Origin of the sequence: Streptomyces sp. 3N207 (assembly GCF_052246355.1) — a bacterium.
Lineage (GTDB): Bacteria > Actinomycetota > Actinomycetes > Streptomycetales > Streptomycetaceae > Streptomyces.
In genome coordinates this window covers 24,098-41,249 of sequence record NZ_JBQQBV010000001.1, presented here as the reverse complement: position 1 = coordinate 41,249, position 17,152 = coordinate 24,098, and the positions used below count along the sequence as shown (strand labels likewise).

Genomic DNA, 17,152 nt, shown 5'->3' with positions numbered 1-17,152 from the left:
CCCGCGGGGCTGTGCGCGGCGGTGCCGACAGGGCTCAGGCGCCGATCTTCTGCTTGACCTGCGCCAGGGAAGGGTTCGTCAGCGTCGAGCCGTCGGGGAACAGGACGGTAGGCACCGTCTGGTTGCCGCCGTTCGCCTTCTCGACGAAGGCCGCCGACTCCGGGTCCTGCTCGATGTTGATCTCGGTGTACGCGATGCCCTCGCGCTCCATCTGGCCCTTCAGCCGACGGCAATAGCCGCACCAGGTGGTGCTGTACATCGTCACAGTGCCCGCCATCTTCTCCATTGCTCCTTCGTCTCGTCCGGTGCGTCCAGTGAACGCACGACAGCCCCGCGGCATTCCCCCCGGGGGCACCCTCGCCAGAGAAGAAGCCGGAAGGAGAGGCAGGAAGGAAGCCGGAAGGGCCGGAGAGGGAGGGCGAGGAAGAACCGGAGAGAGAAGCCGGAGGAAGAACCGGAGAGAGAAGCCGGAGGCAGCCCGAGGGCAAAGTTGTATGACTAATGGGGCCGGGCTGTGGACAGCCGCGCCACAGCTCCCGCCAGGACTGGCAGCATGGCGGGGTGACAGCAGCAACGGACTCCGCTCTCTTCCCGCAGGTGCCCGACTCTCCCGACGCGGTGCTCGAAGGGCTCGACCCCGAGCAGCGCGAGGTGGCCACGGCCCTGCACGGTCCGGTATGCGTGCTGGCCGGTGCAGGCACCGGAAAGACCAGAGCCATCACCCACCGCATCGCCTACGGCGTCCGCGCCGGCATCCTGCCCCCCGCCGGAGTGCTGGCCGTCACCTTCACCCAGCGCGCCGCCGGTGAGATGCGTGGCCGACTGCGCCAGCTCGGCGTCCAGGGCGTCCAGGCCCGCACCTTCCACTCCGCGGCGCTGCGCCAGCTCCAGTTCTTCTGGCCCCGCGCGGTCGGCGGCGAACTGCCCCCGCTGGTGGAGCGAAAAGCCCCGCTCGTCGGCGAGGCCGCCACCCGCTGCCGGATCCGGCTCGACCGCAGCGAGCTGCGGGACGTCACCAGCGAGATCGAATGGTCCAAGGTCACCCAGACCGTGCCCGAGGACTACTCGGCCGCCGCTGCGAAGACAGGCCGCCAAGCCCCCCGCGACCCCGCCGAGATCGCCCGCATCTACGCCCTCTACGAGCAGCTCAAACGCGAACGCTCAATGATCGACTTCGAGGACGTACTGCTGCTGACCGTCGGCATCCTCCAGGACCGCCAGGACATCGCCGAGACAGTCCGCGGCCAGTACCAGCACTTCGTGGTGGACGAATACCAGGACGTCAGCCCCCTCCAGCAGCGGCTGCTGGAGCTCTGGGTAGGCGAACGCGAGAGCCTGTGCGTCGTCGGCGACGCCAGCCAGACCATCTACTCCTTCACCGGCGCCACCCCCGACCACCTCCTCGACTTCCGCACCAGACACCCAAGCGCCACGGTCGTGAAACTCGTCCGCGACTACCGCTCCACCCCCCAGGTGGTCCACTTCGCCAACGGACTCCTCGCCCAGGCCCGCGGCCGCGCCGCAGAACACCGCCTGGAGCTCGTCTCCCAGCGCGAGCCCGGCCCAGACCCGCTCTGCGCCGAGTTCGCCGACGAACCGGGCGAAGCCGAGGGCGTCGCACGCCGCATCAGGGACCTCATCCGCTCCGGCGTCCCCGCCAGCGAGATCGCCGTGCTCTACCGCATCAACGCCCAGTCCGAGATCTACGAACAGGCCCTCGCCGACCTAGGAGTCCCCTGCCGACTCCGCGGCGCGGAGCGCTTCTTCGAACGGCCCGAAGTGCGCGAGGCGTTCGTGGTGCTGCGCGGAGCAGCCCGCGCCGGCGGGAACGACGCGCTGCTCGACGACGCCGTCGACCTCCCCTCCCAGGTCCGCGCCGTCCTGGGCACCAAGGGCTGGACCCCTCAGGCCCCCGCCGGATCGGGAGCCGTCCGGGACCGCTGGGAATCCCTGGCAGCCCTGGTGCGGCTGTCCGTGGACTTCGCCACAGCCCATCCCGGGGCGACCCTCGCCGACCTGGTCGCGGAGCTGGACGAACGGGCCAGAGCCCAGCACGCCCCCACCGTCGAGGGCGTCACCCTCGCCTCGCTCCACGCCGCCAAGGGCCTGGAATGGGACGCCGTCTTCGTCGTGGGTCTCACCGACGGCATGCTGCCGATCACCTACGCCAAGACCGACGAGCAGATAGAGGAAGAGCGCAGACTCCTCTACGTCGGCATCACCCGCGCCCGCCGCATCCTGACTCTCTCCTGGGCCCTCGCCCGCTCCCCCGGCGGCCGCCCCAACCGACAGCCCAGCCGCTTCCTCAAAGGACTGCGCCCCGGCACCAGCGCGGGCGCCACCCCGGCCGGAGCCGTCAGCGGCAGCGTCACCGGAGGCGGAACCGAGCGCGGACCGGCCAGGAGCCGCGAGCGGATTCGCCGAGCCCCGGCGCGCTGCCGGGTGTGCGGTCGCTCGCTGACCGACCCCGGCGAGGTCAAGCTGATGCGCTGCGAGGACTGCCCCTCGGAGCTCGACGAGGTGCTGTACGAACGGCTGCACCAATGGCGCGCGCAGCAGGCCGCGTTGCTGGGACAGCCGGACTACTGCGTCTTCACCGACAAGACCCTCCTCGCCATCGCCGAGACCGTCCCCGGCGACGAGGCGGCGCTCTCCCGGATCTCCGGCGTCCGCACCCGCAAGCTCCAGCAGTTCGGCGCCGACGTGCTCGCCCTGTGCGCGGGCGAGGAGCTTCCGGCAAGCTCCGAACAGGACGCTGAGCAGCATGAGTGACCTGCGACCGAGGGCCGTTCGGCCTCTGTCACAGAAGCTGTGACAGAAAGCCGCGAAAAATAGTTTGCGCGCGCCGCACGGAGCCTCATAGCCTTCCGGACATGGAGAGGGCGGGCCTTTTCGCTCCACCTCTTCCATGCTGTACTTAGTCCTGAACATTTCCGGACCGGCCTGGCGGCAGGTCCCCGAGACGCCGAGAGGAGGCGAGACCAGTGGCCACGATCATTTCCCAGCTCAAAATGACCGATCACTCGGTCATTCCCGCCTGCCTGCTCGGCTCCAGCCTCCACGGCACCGGTCTGTCCGGCGTCACGCTGGGCGGCAATGAGCGACCGACCAAGGCACCCGAGGTAGCAGCGCAGGCACAGGCAGCAGCTTTTGCCAGCGGCTCCGCGGCCAACGGTGCCGGCGAAGGACGCCAGAAGAAGCAGCGCTACACCATGTGGGCCTTCCGTGGGCTCCGACCCTGGAGAGATCCAGCCTGATCGGCAAGATCAGGTCGGCACCTTCCAGGGCCGCGGAACCCACATCGGGATCCGCGGCCCTTCTGTTTGCCCCGACCGGCCACCAGCCGGCCCGACACGACAACAGACACCCAACAGACAGGAAGAACCGCAGTGCACACCGAGACGCACCCCGACACGCTGCGCCCCGCGCCTTCTCTCCCGCCTGATCTCCCCACGGAGGACTCCTTGACTGCCCCGCAGATCACCCTCACCGAGCTCGACGACGCCATCGAGCGGCTCGGCGTCGATGTGCCCTGCCGCTCCTACGACCCGGAGGTCTTCTTCGCCGAGTCCCCCGCGGACGTCGAGTACGCGAAGTCCCTCTGCCAGACCTGCCCGCTGCGTGAGGCATGCCTCGCCGGCGCCAAGGACCGCCGCGAGCCCTGGGGTGTCTGGGGCGGCGAGCTGTTCGTCCAGGGCGTCGTCGTTCCGCGGAAGCGTCCGCGGGGCCGTCCGCGTAAGAACCCGGTGACGGCATGAGCTCCCGTCGTCATGGATCGCCCGCCCGCCGCAAGGCGATTGCCGGAACGATCGACAGCCCGTCGGCGCTGGACCCCCGCACGCGCCACCTCACGAAGCAGGACCCGACGATGACACCCATCCACGAGACCACCGCACGCACTCACTCCGACGCGACAGTCGTCCGTCAGAACAGGACCCGCGACATGCAACTCATGCCAGAAAGTCTGGCGAGAGCGCAAATACAGAACAGGCTGCACGAGGCCGAATCAGAACGGAGGGCGCTGCGGCTGATGTCCGCGCGCCGCCTCCAGCGCCGGGCCGAACGCGCCACCCTCCGCGCGCGGCGTGCCCTCGCAATGGCCGTGATGCAGTGACGCAGTCACGCAGTCACGCAGTTGATGCTGTGATCTGACCTACCGGAGAGCCGGGGCAACCGCCCCGGCTCTCTGCTGTTGGCGCTGTTTTTGGTGCCGTCTGCCAGCCGCTGCGCTGGGGGCTCCCCCCTCCCCCCTCCCCCACCCGTCCCCCGCTTTCGGCCCCTCGGCGCCCGCGGTCACCGGCCGCTGGCCGTTGCCACCACGGGCCGCTCCGCACCTGTGCCACGCCTGGCGTGCGTCAAAGCACCGCTTCTGACGGCTTCTCAGGCTCGCTCTCCGGCTCGGCGTCCGGCGTCCCCTCCTCGCCGGACGTCTCTTCCTGCGGGGCTGCGGGGGCGAAGCCGGGGACCCAGTTCTCCATGTCGTCCCGCATCCGCACCGTCGCACCGAGCTGGCACAGGACACCGATCGTGCTCAGCGTCACCCGGTGGATCAGCAGATACGACGGCGGCAGATTGAGCTGTCGGCCCAGCTGGTGTGCCGGGGAGCGGGGGTCGGCGACCCTGGCCGCCTGTCCGCGCATCCACTCCCGGCTGAAGGTGAACTCCTCGACGCAGGCGGGCTCGACGATCGGCAGCAGATACTCCCGGACCGCCTCTGGCTCCAGCTCTATCTGCTCTTTGACGAAGCCCTCGTCGCGCAGCAGCTCGTAGGCGGTTTCCGCGTCGCCGTCCAGCGTCATCCGCAGCACCTCACCGATGGTCGGCGGCAGTCCGTCGGGCAGCCGGTCCACGGTGCCGAAGTCCAGCACGCCCAGTCGCCACTCCTCCGGGTCGGCGCTGTCCCCGGTCACCAGCCGGAAGTTGCCCGGGTGCGGGTCGGCGTGCAGCAGCCCGGTGCGGACGGTGCCGGAGAACAGGAAGCGGCTCAGCAACTGTCCGGCCCGGTCCCGTTCCTCCTGGCTGCCCTCGGCTATCACCTCCGAGAGCGGTATGCCCTCCAGCCACTCCGACACCAGCACCTGGTCTGCCTGATGCACCACTCGGGGAACGACGACGTCCTCGTCTGCTTCGTACTCCTCCGCGTAGGTGTGCTGGGCGTCCGCCTCCAGGCTGTAGTCCAGCTCCTCGGTGATTCTGTCGTGGAGCTCGGCTATGAGCGGTTTGATGTCCATGCCCGGGATCAGCGGTCCCAGCAGGCGGGCGAACCGGCCCAGTTGGGTGAGGTCGGACACGAGTGCCTCGCCTGCGCCCGGATACTGCACCTTCACCGCGACATCCCGGCCGTCGTGCCATACAGCGCGGTGAACCTGGCCTATGGAGGCAGCCGCTGCCGGTCTGTCGTCGAACTCCGTGAAGTACTCCTGCCATCCCTCGCCCAACTGCTCCGCCAGCACACCGTGCACGGTGGCGGCGGGCATCGGGGGAGCGGCTTCCTGAAGGCGGGTGAGGGTGGCGCGGTAGGGGCCTGCCAACTCGTCGGGGAGGGCGGATTCGAAGACCGAGAGGGCTTGCCCGAACTTCATGGCGCCCCCTTTCAACTCGCCCAGCACCTTGAAGAGCTGCTGGGCGGTCCGCTGCTGCAGCTCCTGCCCGACGAGATCCGCGGAGATGCCCCCGAGGCGCTTGCCAAGCCCCAAGGCGGAGCGGCCCGCGAAGCCCAGCGGCAGGGCAGCCAGTTTGGCCGTGCGCGTCACCGCCTTGCGGGGAAGATCAGACATGCGTCCCTCCAACTCCCTGACAGCTCAACCGAGACAGCACCGAGGACGTCGGCCACTGGGTCATTGTCGCGTGCCTTCGGTCATTGGTGAGTCCGCGGGTGGGGAGGTCACCGAAGCGGCACCGCATGGACACTCCGGGTGCGCGGTGAACTGCTCGGTGTCGGGCAGCAGGTGGGGCAGTGCGAACCGCAGCCGGTAGCCCACCGCACAGGCGCCGTCGCCGTCCAGGTAGCTCAGCGCGTAGGAGGACACGGCACCGGCCACCATCGTGGCCAGCGCGGTGTCGCAGGCGGGGACCCCCGTGCGCCGCCTGCTCGCCGTCCGCCACTGCCCCACCAACATCGGCCAGCTCGGCTCCCGCTGCGCCCGGGTGCGCGCGAGGCACTCGGCGCACGGTGAGGAGCCGGGCAGCACCAGCGGCCCCACCACACCGGTGGCCTCGACCACCCCGCCGTACAGATGTGGAGTGCCTGCGCCCATGAACCGCTCGGTGGTCTCCGGGTCCGGTGCGTAGGCGTCCAGTCCGTCGCGTGGCGTCACGACGATCAGGCTGACCTCGGACCGGGATCGGCTCCGCCAGGGCCGGGACTTGCGCACCACTCCGCGCGTTGCGACGTCGCGGCGGGTGCCCACCTGCTCCGGTGGCAGCCCGCCGGGTGCGGTGTCCCACTCCTCGACCACGCCCCCGTCCACGACATCCACCTGGCCCACTCCTGCTGCCGACAGTGTCGCGGCCACCGCGGCGCCCACCCGTCCGAGCCCGCGCACCTGGACCCTGGCAGCTCGCCGTGCGGCGATCCTGCGGACTCCGCCGCCTGGTTCGCGGTGCACCACGGACAGCGACGCCAGGTCGGGCCGCAGCCGGTCGGTGACGGTCGATGCGGCGTCGCGGTCGGCCGTCGCGTCGTCCAGCACGCCGGCTGCGGCAAGCCGCTCGGTGAGCTTTGCCGGTGTCTGGGGTGCCATTCCGAGGCGGTGGGCCTCCTGCTTCAGGCGCTCCATGCTGCGGGTGCCGTCCATCAGCTCAAGGAACGCCGCCGTCGCGTCGCTCACCGGTCCCAGCAGCACTGCGTGTGCGGGTGCCATGCCGCACTGCACCGTCTGCCTGTCCCGCCAGCCCCGCCGCAGCGCAGGCTTGATCATCGGGTGCACGTTCCCCCCCTGACTTGCCGGGTGCCCCGGCTCGGCTGTCGATCACTGGGGACAGCATGCCGCGAAGGGCGGGGTGGGCGGAGTGAGTTATCCACAGGTGCCGGTATTAGTCATACAACCGGGGGCTGCTCGTCCTGGCCGTGCCACGGCTCCTGTTGCCTTTCGCTCTCGAACGAGGCTGGAGGCGGGACTTCCGCTGTCGGCAGCGGGTAACGTCTTGGCGTGCCCGCCGACCCGCTGAACAGCACCAGCCAGAGCGCAATCGAGGTGCGCCGCAGCACGCGCCGACGCCGCACGGTCTCCGCCTACCGGGAGGGGGACCGCACTGTCGTGCTGCTTCCGGCACGGATGACGGCGGACGAGGAGGCGCGCTGGGTCGGCGTGATGCTCGACAAGCTCGCCGCGCAGGAGAGCAGGCGCATGCTCGACGACAGCGACCTCGCCCGACGCGCGGCGCAGCTGTCCGAGCAGTATCTCGACGGGCATGCCCGGCCTGCGTCGGTCCGCTGGGTGACCAACCAGAACACACGTTGGGGCTCCTGCACCCCCGCCGAGGGCAGCATCCGTCTCTCCCACCGGCTGCAGGGCATGCCCGAGTACGTCATCGACTATGTGCTGCTGCACGAGCTGTCGCATCTGCTCGTGCCCGGCCATGGCCCCCGGTTCTGGCGGCTGTTGCAGGCATTTCCCCGCACCGAGCGGGCCCGGGGCTATCTGGAGGGCGTCGCGGCAGCCGAGCGGCTGCCGCACCAGCCCGTCAGGGGAGAGGGTCCGGACGAGGGGTGACCGCGACGGCCTCGGCGGAGAGCCGGGCCAGCCGCACCACGGACTCGTCCGCCACCGCGGCCACCTCGTCGAAGCCGAACCAGCGCAGGTCCAGCGACTCCTCGCTGATCGTCTCGACGGCTCCCTCCGGGGCGAGAGCCGCGTACTGGACGTCCAGATGCCAGGCGCAGGGCGTGCGGTGTCTGTCGAGCCGGAGCGGGCCACCGGGCAGCAGCGTCAGACCGGTGATGCCCGACTCCTCCGTGGCCTCCCGCAGCGCGGCCCCGGCCAGGGTGGTGTCCTCGGGCTCGCAGTGGCCGCCCAGCTGGAGCCACTGGCCCAGCTTGCGGTGCAGCGTCAGCAGCACCCGGTCGCTGAGCGGGTCGACGACCAGCGCACTGGCGGTGATGTGCCCGGTGGCACACGCCTTCCACATGCCGTCCGGCTGGTCGGTGATGTGGCGCAGATACTCCTGCCGCAGCTGCTCCTGCGCCGGGTCGGGGTCCCGGCTGCGCCACTGCTCCAGTACGCGCTCCGCGTCCGTGCGGAGTCCGTCCGGCGGCGCGTTCACTGCTTGCCTTCGCCCTCGCCACTCTCGGCGTCGCCCTTGCCGCCGTCGGACTGTTCTTCGGAGCGCCCCTCACCGGGGTGCTCGTCCTCGGGTCGAGCCTCCTGGGAGCGGTCGGCGGTACGTCCGTCCGCCGAGCCCGCGGCCGCGTCGCCCAGCATCCGGTCGAGCTCGGAGAAGTCCGGCTGCTCGTGGTGGACGAAGGCGTCCGGGTCGTCCAGATCGGTTGCCGTGGGCAGCATGTCCGGGTGCTCCCACAGGGCGTCACGTCCCTCGGAGCCCCGGGCGTCCGCCAGCGACGCCCACAGCCGGGACGCGTCGCGCAGCCGGCGGGGGCGCAGCTGCAGGCCGATCAGGGTCGCGAAGGTCTGCTCGGCGGGACCGCCGGAAGCGCGCCGCCTGCGCAGCGTCTCCCGCAGTGCCGAGGCGGACGGCAGGTGCGGCTCGGCCGCCGCGTGGACCACCGCGTCCACCCAGCCCTCGACCAGCGCCAGCGCCGTCTCCAGCCGGGCGAGCGCCGCCTTCTGCTCCGGGGTGTCCTCGGGCTGGAACATGCCCTGCTGAAGGGCCTCCTGAAGCTCCTCGGGGCGCTGCGGGTCGATCTGGCCGACCACATCCTCGAGCTTGGCGGTGTCCACCTTGATGCCGCGTGCGTACCCTTCGACGGCGCCGAAGAGGTGCGAGCGCAGCCAGGGGACGTGCGCGAACAGCCGCTGGTGTGCGGCCTCCCGCAGTGCCAGGTAGAGGCGGACCTCCTCCTGCGGGATGCCCAGGCCGTTGCCCAGTGCCTCGATGTTGACCGGCAGCAGTGCCGCCTTGTTGGCCGGTCCCAGCGGGAGCCCGATGTCCGTGGAGCCGACGACCTCGCCGGCGAGCACTCCGAGCGCCTGCCCGATCTGCGTGCCGAACATGGCGCCCCCCATGGAGCGCATCATGCCGAGCAGCGGGCCGGCCATTGCCTGCATCTCCTCTGGCAGCACATCGCCCATGGCCGCGCCGACGCGCTCGGCGACCGGGTCGACCAGGTCCTTCCACACCGGCAGGGTGGCCTCGACCCACTCCGCGCGGCTCCAGGCCACTGCCGTGCCGGATCCGGACGGCAGCGATGTCACGCCGTCCAGCCACAGGTCGGCCAGGCGTACGGCTTCCTCGACGGCCGCGCGGTCGTGCGGTCCCACAGAGGCGTCCTTGGAGCCGTCCTGTGCGCCCGCGGCGACGGTCTGCCGCGCGATGTCCTTGGCCATGTCCCAGTTCACCGGGCCGCCCTCGTAGGAGAGCATCTGGCCGAGCTTCTGGAATGCGGCGCCCAGGTCGCTGGGGTCGATCTGGCCCTGCCCGCCGCCCAGCGAGCCGAACATCGCGGCCAACGGGTTGTCGGCGCCGCCGGAGCCCGGGCCGCCGCCGAAACCGAACGGGTTCGGCTGGCCGCCGCCCGGCTCCTTCTTGCCGTCGTCCCCGTCCTCGGGCTCCTCAGGAGGTACGCCGAATCCGAATGGGGTGTCACTCACGGGTTTCCTCGGCTCTGTCTCGTAGGACGGTCTGGTAATTCCCGGACGGTCTGCGTGTCCTGGGTGCGGTCTGGGTCTGCGTCGGTATGTCCTGGGTGGGATCTGCGAGCTCTGCCCCCAGCCTAGACACCAGTCAGGCAGGATGGAGCCTGCGCACCTCGTACCAGAAACAACCACTGGAGACGCCCGGTGAGTTCCTCCGAGTCCCACGTTCGCGCAGCGCGAACCCCGACCGTCGCCGTCACCGGTGCCGCCGCAGGGGTCGGCGCGCTGCTCACCGAGCGGCTGGCGGCCTCCGAGGAGATCAAGCAGGTCATTGCCCTGGACGAGCGCCGGGGCGAGGTGACCGAGGCCCAGTGGCACACGCTGGACGTACGCGACCCGGCCATCGCCGACCGGCTGCGCGGCGACGGCGACCCGGTGGATGTCGTCGTCCACCTGGCACTCGACCTGGACCTGGAGACCGACCCGGCGGCCCGTACCGCCTACAACGTGCGCGGCACCCAGACGGTGCTGACCGCGGCTGCAGCGGCGGGCGTGCACAGGGTGGTGCTGTGCACCTCGGCGATGGTCTACGGAGCGCTCCAGGACAACGACGTACCGCTGTCCGAGGAGGCCGAACTGCGGGCCACCGCGGACGCGACAGGGGTGGCTGACCTGCTGGAGATCGAACGCCTGGCCCGCCGTGCGCCCCGCGCCCATCCCGGCCTCAATGTGACCGTCCTGCGACCCACCGTGCTGGTCGGCGCGGGAACGGACACCACGCTCACCCGCCATTTCGAGTCACCGCGGCTCCTGGTGGTCGCAGGATCGCGGCCCTGCTGGCAGTTCTGCCACGTCGAGGACCTCGTCACGGCCTTGGAGTACGCCGCGCTGGAGCGGGTCGAGGGGGAGATGGTGGTCGGCTGCGACGGCTGGCTGGAGCAGGAGGAGGTCGAGGAGCTGACCGGCATGCGGCGCATGGAGCTGCCCTCCAGCGTCGCGCTGGGCGCCGCCTCCCGGCTGCACCGTCTCGGCCTGACTCCGTCTCCTGCGGCGGATCTGGCCTACACCATGTACCCGTGGGTCGTCAGCGGCAGCAGGCTGCACGACGCGGGCTGGCGGCCCCGCTGGACGAACGAGGAGGTCCTGGCCGCACTCCTGGAAGAGGTTTCCGGCAGGCATACGGTCGCCGGGCGGCGGCTGGGCCGTACGGAAGCGGCGACAGCGGCCGGAGCCGCGGGTGCGACTGTCGCGCTGCTGGGCACCGCCGCACTGGTGCGCAGGGCACGCAAGCGGCGCGGACTGTGAGCGGCAAACCCGGCACCCCTGGGACACCTGGGCAGTGCGGCAGCCGGGCGTCGTCGCAGTACGGCAGCCGGTGCCGCAGCGCAGCAGCCAGGTGTTCCGGATCGGCGACGGGTAGGGCAGCATGACCGGCATGGCACAGACGTACGACGACGCCGACGGTCCCGGCCGCCGGGGCAGCTCCTCCGACCACCCGGGAGAGCAGGGGGCCGAGGACCCCATCCGCCTGCTGGAGATCCGCGAGGCACCGCTGTCAGTGGACGAGGTCTTCACCGCGGTCGGTGACGACGCCGCCGGCGGGACGGCGCTGTTCGTCGGTACTGTCCGCAATCACGACAGCGGCACCGACGTCGCTCGTCTGGGCTACTCCTCGCATCCCAGCGCGCAGGCCGAGCTGCGCCGCGTCGCCGAGAAGGTCGTCGCCGGCCATCCGGTGCGCGCCCTGGCGGCAGTGCACCGCGTCGGCGACCTGGAGGTGGGCGACCTTGCCGTCGTGGTGGCCGTCTCCTGCCCGCACCGTGCCGAGGCGTTCGACGCCTGCCGCAAGCTCATCGACGACCTCAAGCACGAGGTCCCGATCTGGAAGCACCAGACGTTCTCCGACGGCAGCGAGGAGTGGGTGGGCGTCTGACGCCCGCTGCCGAGCCCGTTCGACCGACCCCGCCGCGCACACGAGTGCGGTTCCCTCCGGTTGCGTAACCGAGCCGTGGAACCGACCGTTGGAAAACCGACGGTTTATCTGCTCATCGGCCGGTCTGCCGGTCGCCGGGCCGTGTGCCCGGGAGGCACCTACAAGGGGTCGGGAGGTTCCAGATGGCGGCTCTCGCCTGGTTGCTGATTCCGTTGGTCGCCGCTGTAGCCGCGAGCCTGTGGGGAAGCTGGGTCGGGCGGCGCGGAGCCAGGACGCCCGATGCCGCGGGCGTCGCAGGGTACGAACGTTTCCGGGCCGCCATGGAGCGCTCCGGCACCGCCGCACCCACCCACCTCGGTACGGAAAGCTGCGACGTTCCCGCCGCGCATGCCGACGCCGTGAACGCCGAAGCTGGGAACAGCGACGCGGCAAGTGCCGACACAGCGCACGCCAACGCCCCGACCGCCGATGTCGTGGACGCCGCGAAAGCGCGGCGGAGTGCCCGGCGGCGGAGGCGGAAGAAGGACGCGGAGCTCGCCTCCGCTGGGGCACTGGCGCACGCGAACCCGGACGGACCGGCCCGGGAAGCAGGCTGACAGACCCGTCCCGTACTGTCGTGCCATGCCTCGCCGCACCGCGACCCTGCTTACCTCTGCGCTGCTGCTCATAACGATGTTCTGCGTCGGAGCACTCCTCAACGTGCCCTATGCCGAGATGTCGCCGGGGCCCACAGTGAACACCCTGGGCGCGCACGACGGCGATCCGGTGCTCAACGTCAAGGACGAGCCGGGCCGGGCGGACAAGCCGAAGAAGTACCGGAACTCCGGCCACCTGAACATGACGACCGTCAGCGTCACCGGCTCCGAGTACAGGATGACCCTCGTCGGGGCACTGTCCGGCTGGCTGCGCCACGACAGCCTCGTCGTCCCGTACGAGACGCTCTACCCGGACGACAAGTCGGCCAAGGAGGTCGACCGGGAGAACGCCGAGGAGTTCAGCGCCTCCCAGGAGAGCGCCAAGGCCGCGGCACTCAAGGAACTCCATCTCCCCGTCAGCACCCACGTCCTCGTCGGCTCCGTCGAGAAGGGCGCCCCGGCGCACAACCGGCTGCACGCGGGAGACGTCATCACGGCGGTGGACGGCACCCCGGTCGGCAAGGCGGAGAGCGTCGGCAAACTGGTCACCGAGCACAAACCGGGGGAGAAGGTCACCTTCACGGTGATCCCGGCAGCCGAGGCGAAGGCCGCCCAGAAGCAGGGCAAGAAGCCGTCCGCCAAGGACGCCAGGAAGGTCACGGTGGGCACCGAGAAGGCCAGCGACGACGGCCGTGCGGTCGTCGGCATCCAGCCCGCGGTGGGGCACACCTTCCCGTTCGAGATCGACATCAAGCTCGCCGACATCGGCGGCCCCAGCGCCGGGCTGATGTTCGCGCTCGGCATCGTCGACAAGCTCACCCCCACCAACCTGACCGGCGGGAAGTTCGTCGCCGGAACGGGCACGATCGACGACGACGGCAAGGTGGGCGAGATCGGCGGCATACAGATGAAGACTGTCGGAGCGCGCAAACAGGGCGCACAGTACTTCCTCACCCCGGCGGGCAACTGCGCCACCGCAGCCCAGGACAAGCCCGACGGCCTCACCCTGGTGAAGACCTCCTCCATAGACGACGCGCTCAGCTCGCTGAAGAAGATCCGCAGCGGCAAGACGGACGAGCTGACCCAGTGCAAGGCGCACTGAGCCGCCGCCCTCCCGCCGCCGCTGCGCCGCTTCCCGAGGTGCTACCGCGGCACGGGCACTAGTCCTCGAACGTCGCGGCCAGCGCCTCCGCAAGACCGGGCACCAGGTCGGCGCCGGTGAGTACCTCCGTGGGAGAGTCCTTCTCCCGCAGCCGCAGCGCCGACTCCCGCTCACCTTCGCGCAGGACCGCCACCGTCATCCGCACCTCACTGCGCTCGGGATGCTCGGCGACCCACCGGGCCAGCTGTTCCCCGTCCAGGCCCTCCGGCACGGTGGCCTCGGCCGACGGCGGCAGCATCAGCCGCTCCACGGTGACCGCGCAGCCGTCGACCGTCTCCGGCCACGCGATGGTTCCCAGGAACTCGTCAAGCGGTGCGTCTGCGGGGATCTCGTCCTGCTCGACAGGCGTGAAGGCGGTTCCCTGGGCGTCGTTCTGCTGCTGGTCCAGCCCCAGCTGACCCGCCAGGCCGGGCTCCTCGGCCCGCAGTCGCTCGGTGTTCACCAGGGCGAAGAGCCGCGCAGGCTGGTCCCAGCCGAGCCCGGATGCGTACTCGTCGATCTCCAGCACCGCGCGGGTCAGGGGTCCGGAGGCGAGGGGCGTGCCCTCGGGAGAGAGGTTGTCCATGCCCATATCGTGCCGCCTCCGCTACGAAAAACCTGACTCGGACCCCGGAAACGGGAACTGGGTAAAGCTTCGTTAAGTTGCCTAGATGGGCCTTACGATGCGGGCCCAGCATCACCGCTTCATAAACTGCGAATCTTTGAGGTGCGCACCTTGGCTTTCCAGATGCCGGACCGGGGCTCAGGGGGCCCCTCCGGACCACGGATCAGAGTGGGCCGGCCATCCCGGCGTGCCCGGACGCTGTTGATGACAGTGGGCGTGCTGGTCGTCCTTGCGATGCTCTTCGTCATGTTCTCCGGGTTCTGGACGGACTGGCTGTGGTATCGCTCGGTCGAATACAGCTCGGTCTTCACCAAGACCCTGTGGACCAAGATCGGCCTGTTCGCGGTCTTCGGGCTGCTGATGGCCGTGGCCGTGGGCTTCAACATCTGGCTGGCGCACCGGCTGCGTCCACCGCTGAGCGCGATGTCGCTGGAGCAGCAGAGCCTCGATCGCTACCGCATGGGGCTGGCGCCCTACAAGAAGTGGGTGCTGCTGGGCATCACAGCCCTGGTCGGACTGATCTCCGGCGCCTCCGCGGCAGGCCAGTGGCGCACCTGGCTGATGTGGGTGAACGGCGTCTCGTTCGGCTCGAAAGATCCGCAGTTCCACAAGGACATCTCGTTCTACGCGTTTGATCTTCCCTTCTACCGCTTCCTGCTGAGCTTCGGGTTCGCCGCGGCGATCCTCTCGCTGGTGGCGGCCGCGCTGGTGCACTACCTCTACGGCGGGCTGCGGGTGACCACCCCGGGCGCACGCGCGACGGCGCAGGCGACCGGGCACCTCTCGGTGCTCCTGGGCATCTTCGTCGGGCTGAAGGCCGTGGCCTACTGGCTGGACAGGTACGGGCTGGCGGTCAAATCCGGCGACTTCAAGTCGACCGACAGCTGGACAGGTCTCAAGTACGTGGACGCCAACGCGTATCTGCCGGCGAAGACGATCCTGTTCATCATCGCCATCATCTGCGCGCTTCTCTTCTTCGCCACGATCTGGCGCCGTACCTGGCAGCTGCCGGTGATCGGCTTCGGGCTGATGGTGCTCTCGGCCATCCTGATCGGCGGCCTCTACCCGGCGCTGGTGCAGAAGTTCCAGGTCGCTCCGAACGAGCAGGCCAAGGAGACGCCGTACATCGAGAAGAACATCGAGGCGACGCGTAAGGCGTACGACATCGACGACTCCGAGGTGCGCGACTACTCGGGCACCAGCAAGGCCGGCAACGAGAAGCTCAGGAACGCGGCCGACACCACCGCGAGCATGCGCCTGCTGGACCCCAACGTCGTCTCCCCGACCTTCCAGCAGAAGCAGCAGGTGCGCGGGTACTACCAGTTCCCGGCGACGCTGGACGTAGACCGCTACAAGAAGAACGGCAAGGAGCAGGACACCGTCGTCGGCCTCCGGGAGATCAACACCAGCGGCATCCCGGAGAAGAACTGGATCAACGAGCACTTCAAGTACACACACGGCTACGGCATGGTCGCCGCCAAGGGCACATCCGTGGACAAGGACGGTGCCCCGGCCTTCACCGAGAGGGACCTGCCGCCCAAGGGGAACCTCGGCAAGTACCAGGGCCGGGTCTACTACGGCGAGAAGACGACGCAGTACTCCATCGTCGGCGGGCCGCAGAAGGAGCTCGACTACGCCGACGACAACGGTGAGAAGACCTACACCTACAAGGCCAAGAGCGGCGTCAACCTCTCCAACCCGATCAACCGGGCCGCCTACGCGGTCAACTTCAACGAGCCGCAGATCCTCTACTCAGGGGCGATCGGCGAGGGTTCGCGGATCCTGTACAACCGCACCCCCAAGGAGCGCGTCGAGGCGGTCGCCCCCTGGCTGACCATCGACGGCGACCCGTACCCGGCGGTGGTCGACGGCCGCATCAAGTGGATCGTCGACGCCTACACCACCTCCAACGGCTACCCCTACTCGTCGCGTACGACCCTGGGAGACACCACGGCGGACTCGCTGACGGACGGGCAGCGCACGGTGGTCGCCCAGCAGAACCGCGTCAACTACATCCGCAACTCGGTCAAGGCGACGGTGGACGCCTACACCGGCAAGGTCGACATGTACCAGTGGGACAAGAAGGACCCGGTACTGAAGACGTGGATGAAGGCGTTCCCCGACACGGTGAAGCCCAAGAGCGCCATCAGCAACGACCTGATGGATCACCTGCGCTATCCGCAGGACCTCTTCAAGGTGCAGCGAGACCTGCTCCAGACCTACCACGTGACCTCGCCGTCGCAGTTCTACAGCGGCAGTGAGCGCTGGCAGGTACCGGACGACCCCACGCACAAGGGCAACGCCGTCCCGCCGTACTACCTGAGCATGAAGATGCCAGAACAGAAGGCGCAGCAGTTCCAGCTCACGACGACGTTCAATCCGAACAAGCGCGAGACGCTCGGCGCGTTCATGGCCGTCGACGCGGATGCGCGGAGCAGCGACTACGGCAAGCTCAGACTCCTGAGACTGCCACCCAACACGGGCGTGGCAGGACCCTCCCAGGTGCAGAGCAAGTTCAACTCCGACCCCGTCATCGCAGACAAGATCAACATCTTGAAGAAGGGTGACTCCGAGGTCGAGTACGGCAACTTGCTGACCGTGCCACTGGAGGGCGGACTGCTCTATGTGGAGCCGGTGTACGTCCGCGGTGCCGGCACCAACTACCCAAGAATGCGCAAGGTGCTCGTCGCCTACAACGAGCGCATCGCCTTCGAGGACAGTCTCGATCAGGCGCTGAACAAGGTGTTCGCGACCAAGGGCCAGGAAAGCGACGAGAGAACCGGCCCGGGCGACCAAGGCGGGGAGGAGAACCCGCCCAGCGCCACCGTCGAGGAAGCCCTCAAACAAGCCCAGACCGCGTGGGACAAGAGCGAGAAGGCCCGCGAGAAGGGCGACTGGGAAGAGTACGGCAAGCAGCAGAAGGCGCTGGAGGAAGCGCTGCGCGACGCCTCCGAGGCGGAGCAGAAGGACGCGGGCAAGAGCGGATCCGACGGGAAGAACGGGTCCGGCGGAGACAGCGGGTCCGCAGACAAGAGGGAGTCCGGCGGCGACGGGTAGCGGGCG

General features: G+C 69.6%; 16 protein-coding genes. 10 read left to right on the top strand and 6 right to left on the bottom strand.

Going from position 1 to position 17,152, the window contains the following annotated elements; translation table 11 throughout:
- Positions 1-34: 34 nt before the first annotated feature.
- Positions 35-277 (bottom strand): mycoredoxin, encoded by a 243-nt coding sequence (locus ACTWP9_RS00205; RefSeq protein ID WP_443243843.1) that lies wholly within the window; start codon positions 275-277, stop codon positions 35-37.
- 224 nt (positions 278-501) lie between these two features.
- Between ACTWP9_RS00205 and ACTWP9_RS00200 the strand changes: the two genes are divergently transcribed.
- The 4 genes from ACTWP9_RS00200 to ACTWP9_RS00185 all read left to right on the top strand — a co-directional run bounded on the left by ACTWP9_RS00200 (position 502) and on the right by ACTWP9_RS00185 (position 4,114).
- Positions 502-2,772, top strand: coding sequence for an ATP-dependent DNA helicase UvrD2 (locus ACTWP9_RS00200; protein WP_443243842.1), 2,271 nt, complete (start codon positions 502-504; stop codon positions 2,770-2,772).
- 212 nt (positions 2,773-2,984) lie between these two features.
- Positions 2,985-3,257: a hypothetical protein gene (locus ACTWP9_RS00195; protein WP_443243841.1), complete on the top strand. Its 273-nt coding sequence runs from the start codon at positions 2,985-2,987 to the stop codon at positions 3,255-3,257.
- Positions 3,258-3,416: 159 nt separating this feature from the next.
- The gene (locus tag ACTWP9_RS00190) at positions 3,417-3,758 is read left to right on the top strand and encodes a WhiB family transcriptional regulator (RefSeq protein WP_443244361.1); all 342 of its coding nucleotides are present in this window, start codon (positions 3,417-3,419) and stop codon (positions 3,756-3,758) included.
- Positions 3,755-4,114 carry a hypothetical protein gene (locus ACTWP9_RS00185; protein ID WP_443243840.1) on the top strand — a complete coding sequence of 120 codons (360 nt, stop codon included), beginning with the start codon at positions 3,755-3,757 and terminating at the stop codon, positions 4,112-4,114. Before ACTWP9_RS00190 ends, ACTWP9_RS00185 begins: the two co-directional genes overlap by 4 nt.
- A gap of 241 nt (positions 4,115-4,355) precedes the next feature.
- Here ACTWP9_RS00185 and ACTWP9_RS00180 read toward each other — a convergent pair whose 3' ends face one another.
- Complete coding sequence (locus ACTWP9_RS00180) at positions 4,356-5,777, bottom strand: ABC1 kinase family protein (RefSeq protein ID WP_443243839.1); 1,422 nt, start codon at positions 5,775-5,777, stop codon at positions 4,356-4,358.
- A 60-nt stretch (positions 5,778-5,837) separates the two neighbouring features.
- Complete coding sequence (locus tag ACTWP9_RS00175) at positions 5,838-6,920, bottom strand: ThiF family adenylyltransferase (RefSeq protein WP_443243838.1); 1,083 nt, start codon at positions 6,918-6,920, stop codon at positions 5,838-5,840.
- A 231-nt stretch (positions 6,921-7,151) separates the two neighbouring features.
- Here ACTWP9_RS00175 and ACTWP9_RS00170 point away from each other — a divergent pair, with 231 nt between their 5' ends.
- Positions 7,152-7,715 (top strand): M48 metallopeptidase family protein, encoded by a 564-nt coding sequence (locus tag ACTWP9_RS00170; RefSeq protein ID WP_443243837.1) that lies wholly within the window; start codon positions 7,152-7,154, stop codon positions 7,713-7,715.
- Here the strand turns inward: ACTWP9_RS00170 and ACTWP9_RS00165 are convergent.
- Both ACTWP9_RS00165 and ACTWP9_RS00160 read right to left on the bottom strand, forming a co-directional pair.
- Positions 7,687-8,265 (bottom strand): NUDIX hydrolase, encoded by a 579-nt coding sequence (locus ACTWP9_RS00165; RefSeq protein WP_443243836.1) that lies wholly within the window; start codon positions 8,263-8,265, stop codon positions 7,687-7,689. The two genes, ACTWP9_RS00170 and ACTWP9_RS00165, sit on opposite strands and share 29 nt — an antisense overlap.
- Positions 8,262-9,770 (bottom strand): zinc-dependent metalloprotease, encoded by a 1,509-nt coding sequence (locus tag ACTWP9_RS00160; protein WP_443243835.1) that lies wholly within the window; start codon positions 9,768-9,770, stop codon positions 8,262-8,264. Before ACTWP9_RS00160 ends, ACTWP9_RS00165 begins: the two co-directional genes overlap by 4 nt.
- A 189-nt stretch (positions 9,771-9,959) precedes the next feature.
- On the opposite strand from ACTWP9_RS00160, the gene ACTWP9_RS00155 reads away from it, so the two are divergent.
- The 4 genes from ACTWP9_RS00155 to ACTWP9_RS00140 all read left to right on the top strand — a co-directional run bounded on the left by ACTWP9_RS00155 (position 9,960) and on the right by ACTWP9_RS00140 (position 13,425).
- A complete protein-coding gene (locus tag ACTWP9_RS00155; RefSeq protein ID WP_443243834.1) occupies positions 9,960-11,060 on the top strand; it encodes an SDR family oxidoreductase in 1,101 nt (366 codons plus the stop codon).
- Positions 11,061-11,190: 130 nt separating this feature from the next.
- Complete coding sequence (locus ACTWP9_RS00150; RefSeq protein WP_443243833.1) at positions 11,191-11,688, top strand: molybdenum cofactor biosynthesis protein MoaE; 498 nt, start codon at positions 11,191-11,193, stop codon at positions 11,686-11,688.
- A gap of 182 nt (positions 11,689-11,870) precedes the next feature.
- On the top strand, positions 11,871-12,284 hold the full coding sequence (locus tag ACTWP9_RS00145; protein WP_443243832.1) for a hypothetical protein: 414 nt from the start codon (positions 11,871-11,873) through the stop codon (positions 12,282-12,284).
- Positions 12,285-12,309: 25 nt separating this feature from the next.
- Complete coding sequence (locus tag ACTWP9_RS00140; protein ID WP_443243831.1) at positions 12,310-13,425, top strand: YlbL family protein; 1,116 nt, start codon at positions 12,310-12,312, stop codon at positions 13,423-13,425.
- Between the two features lie 58 nt (positions 13,426-13,483).
- Here ACTWP9_RS00140 and ACTWP9_RS00135 read toward each other — a convergent pair whose 3' ends face one another.
- The gene (locus ACTWP9_RS00135; protein ID WP_443243830.1) at positions 13,484-14,050 is read right to left on the bottom strand and encodes a PPA1309 family protein; all 567 of its coding nucleotides are present in this window, start codon (positions 14,048-14,050) and stop codon (positions 13,484-13,486) included.
- A 162-nt stretch (positions 14,051-14,212) separates the two neighbouring features.
- On the opposite strand from ACTWP9_RS00135, the gene ACTWP9_RS00130 reads away from it, so the two are divergent.
- The gene (locus tag ACTWP9_RS00130) at positions 14,213-17,146 is read left to right on the top strand and encodes a UPF0182 family membrane protein (protein ID WP_443244360.1); all 2,934 of its coding nucleotides are present in this window, start codon (positions 14,213-14,215) and stop codon (positions 17,144-17,146) included.
- The last annotated feature ends 6 nt before the right edge of the window (positions 17,147-17,152 follow it).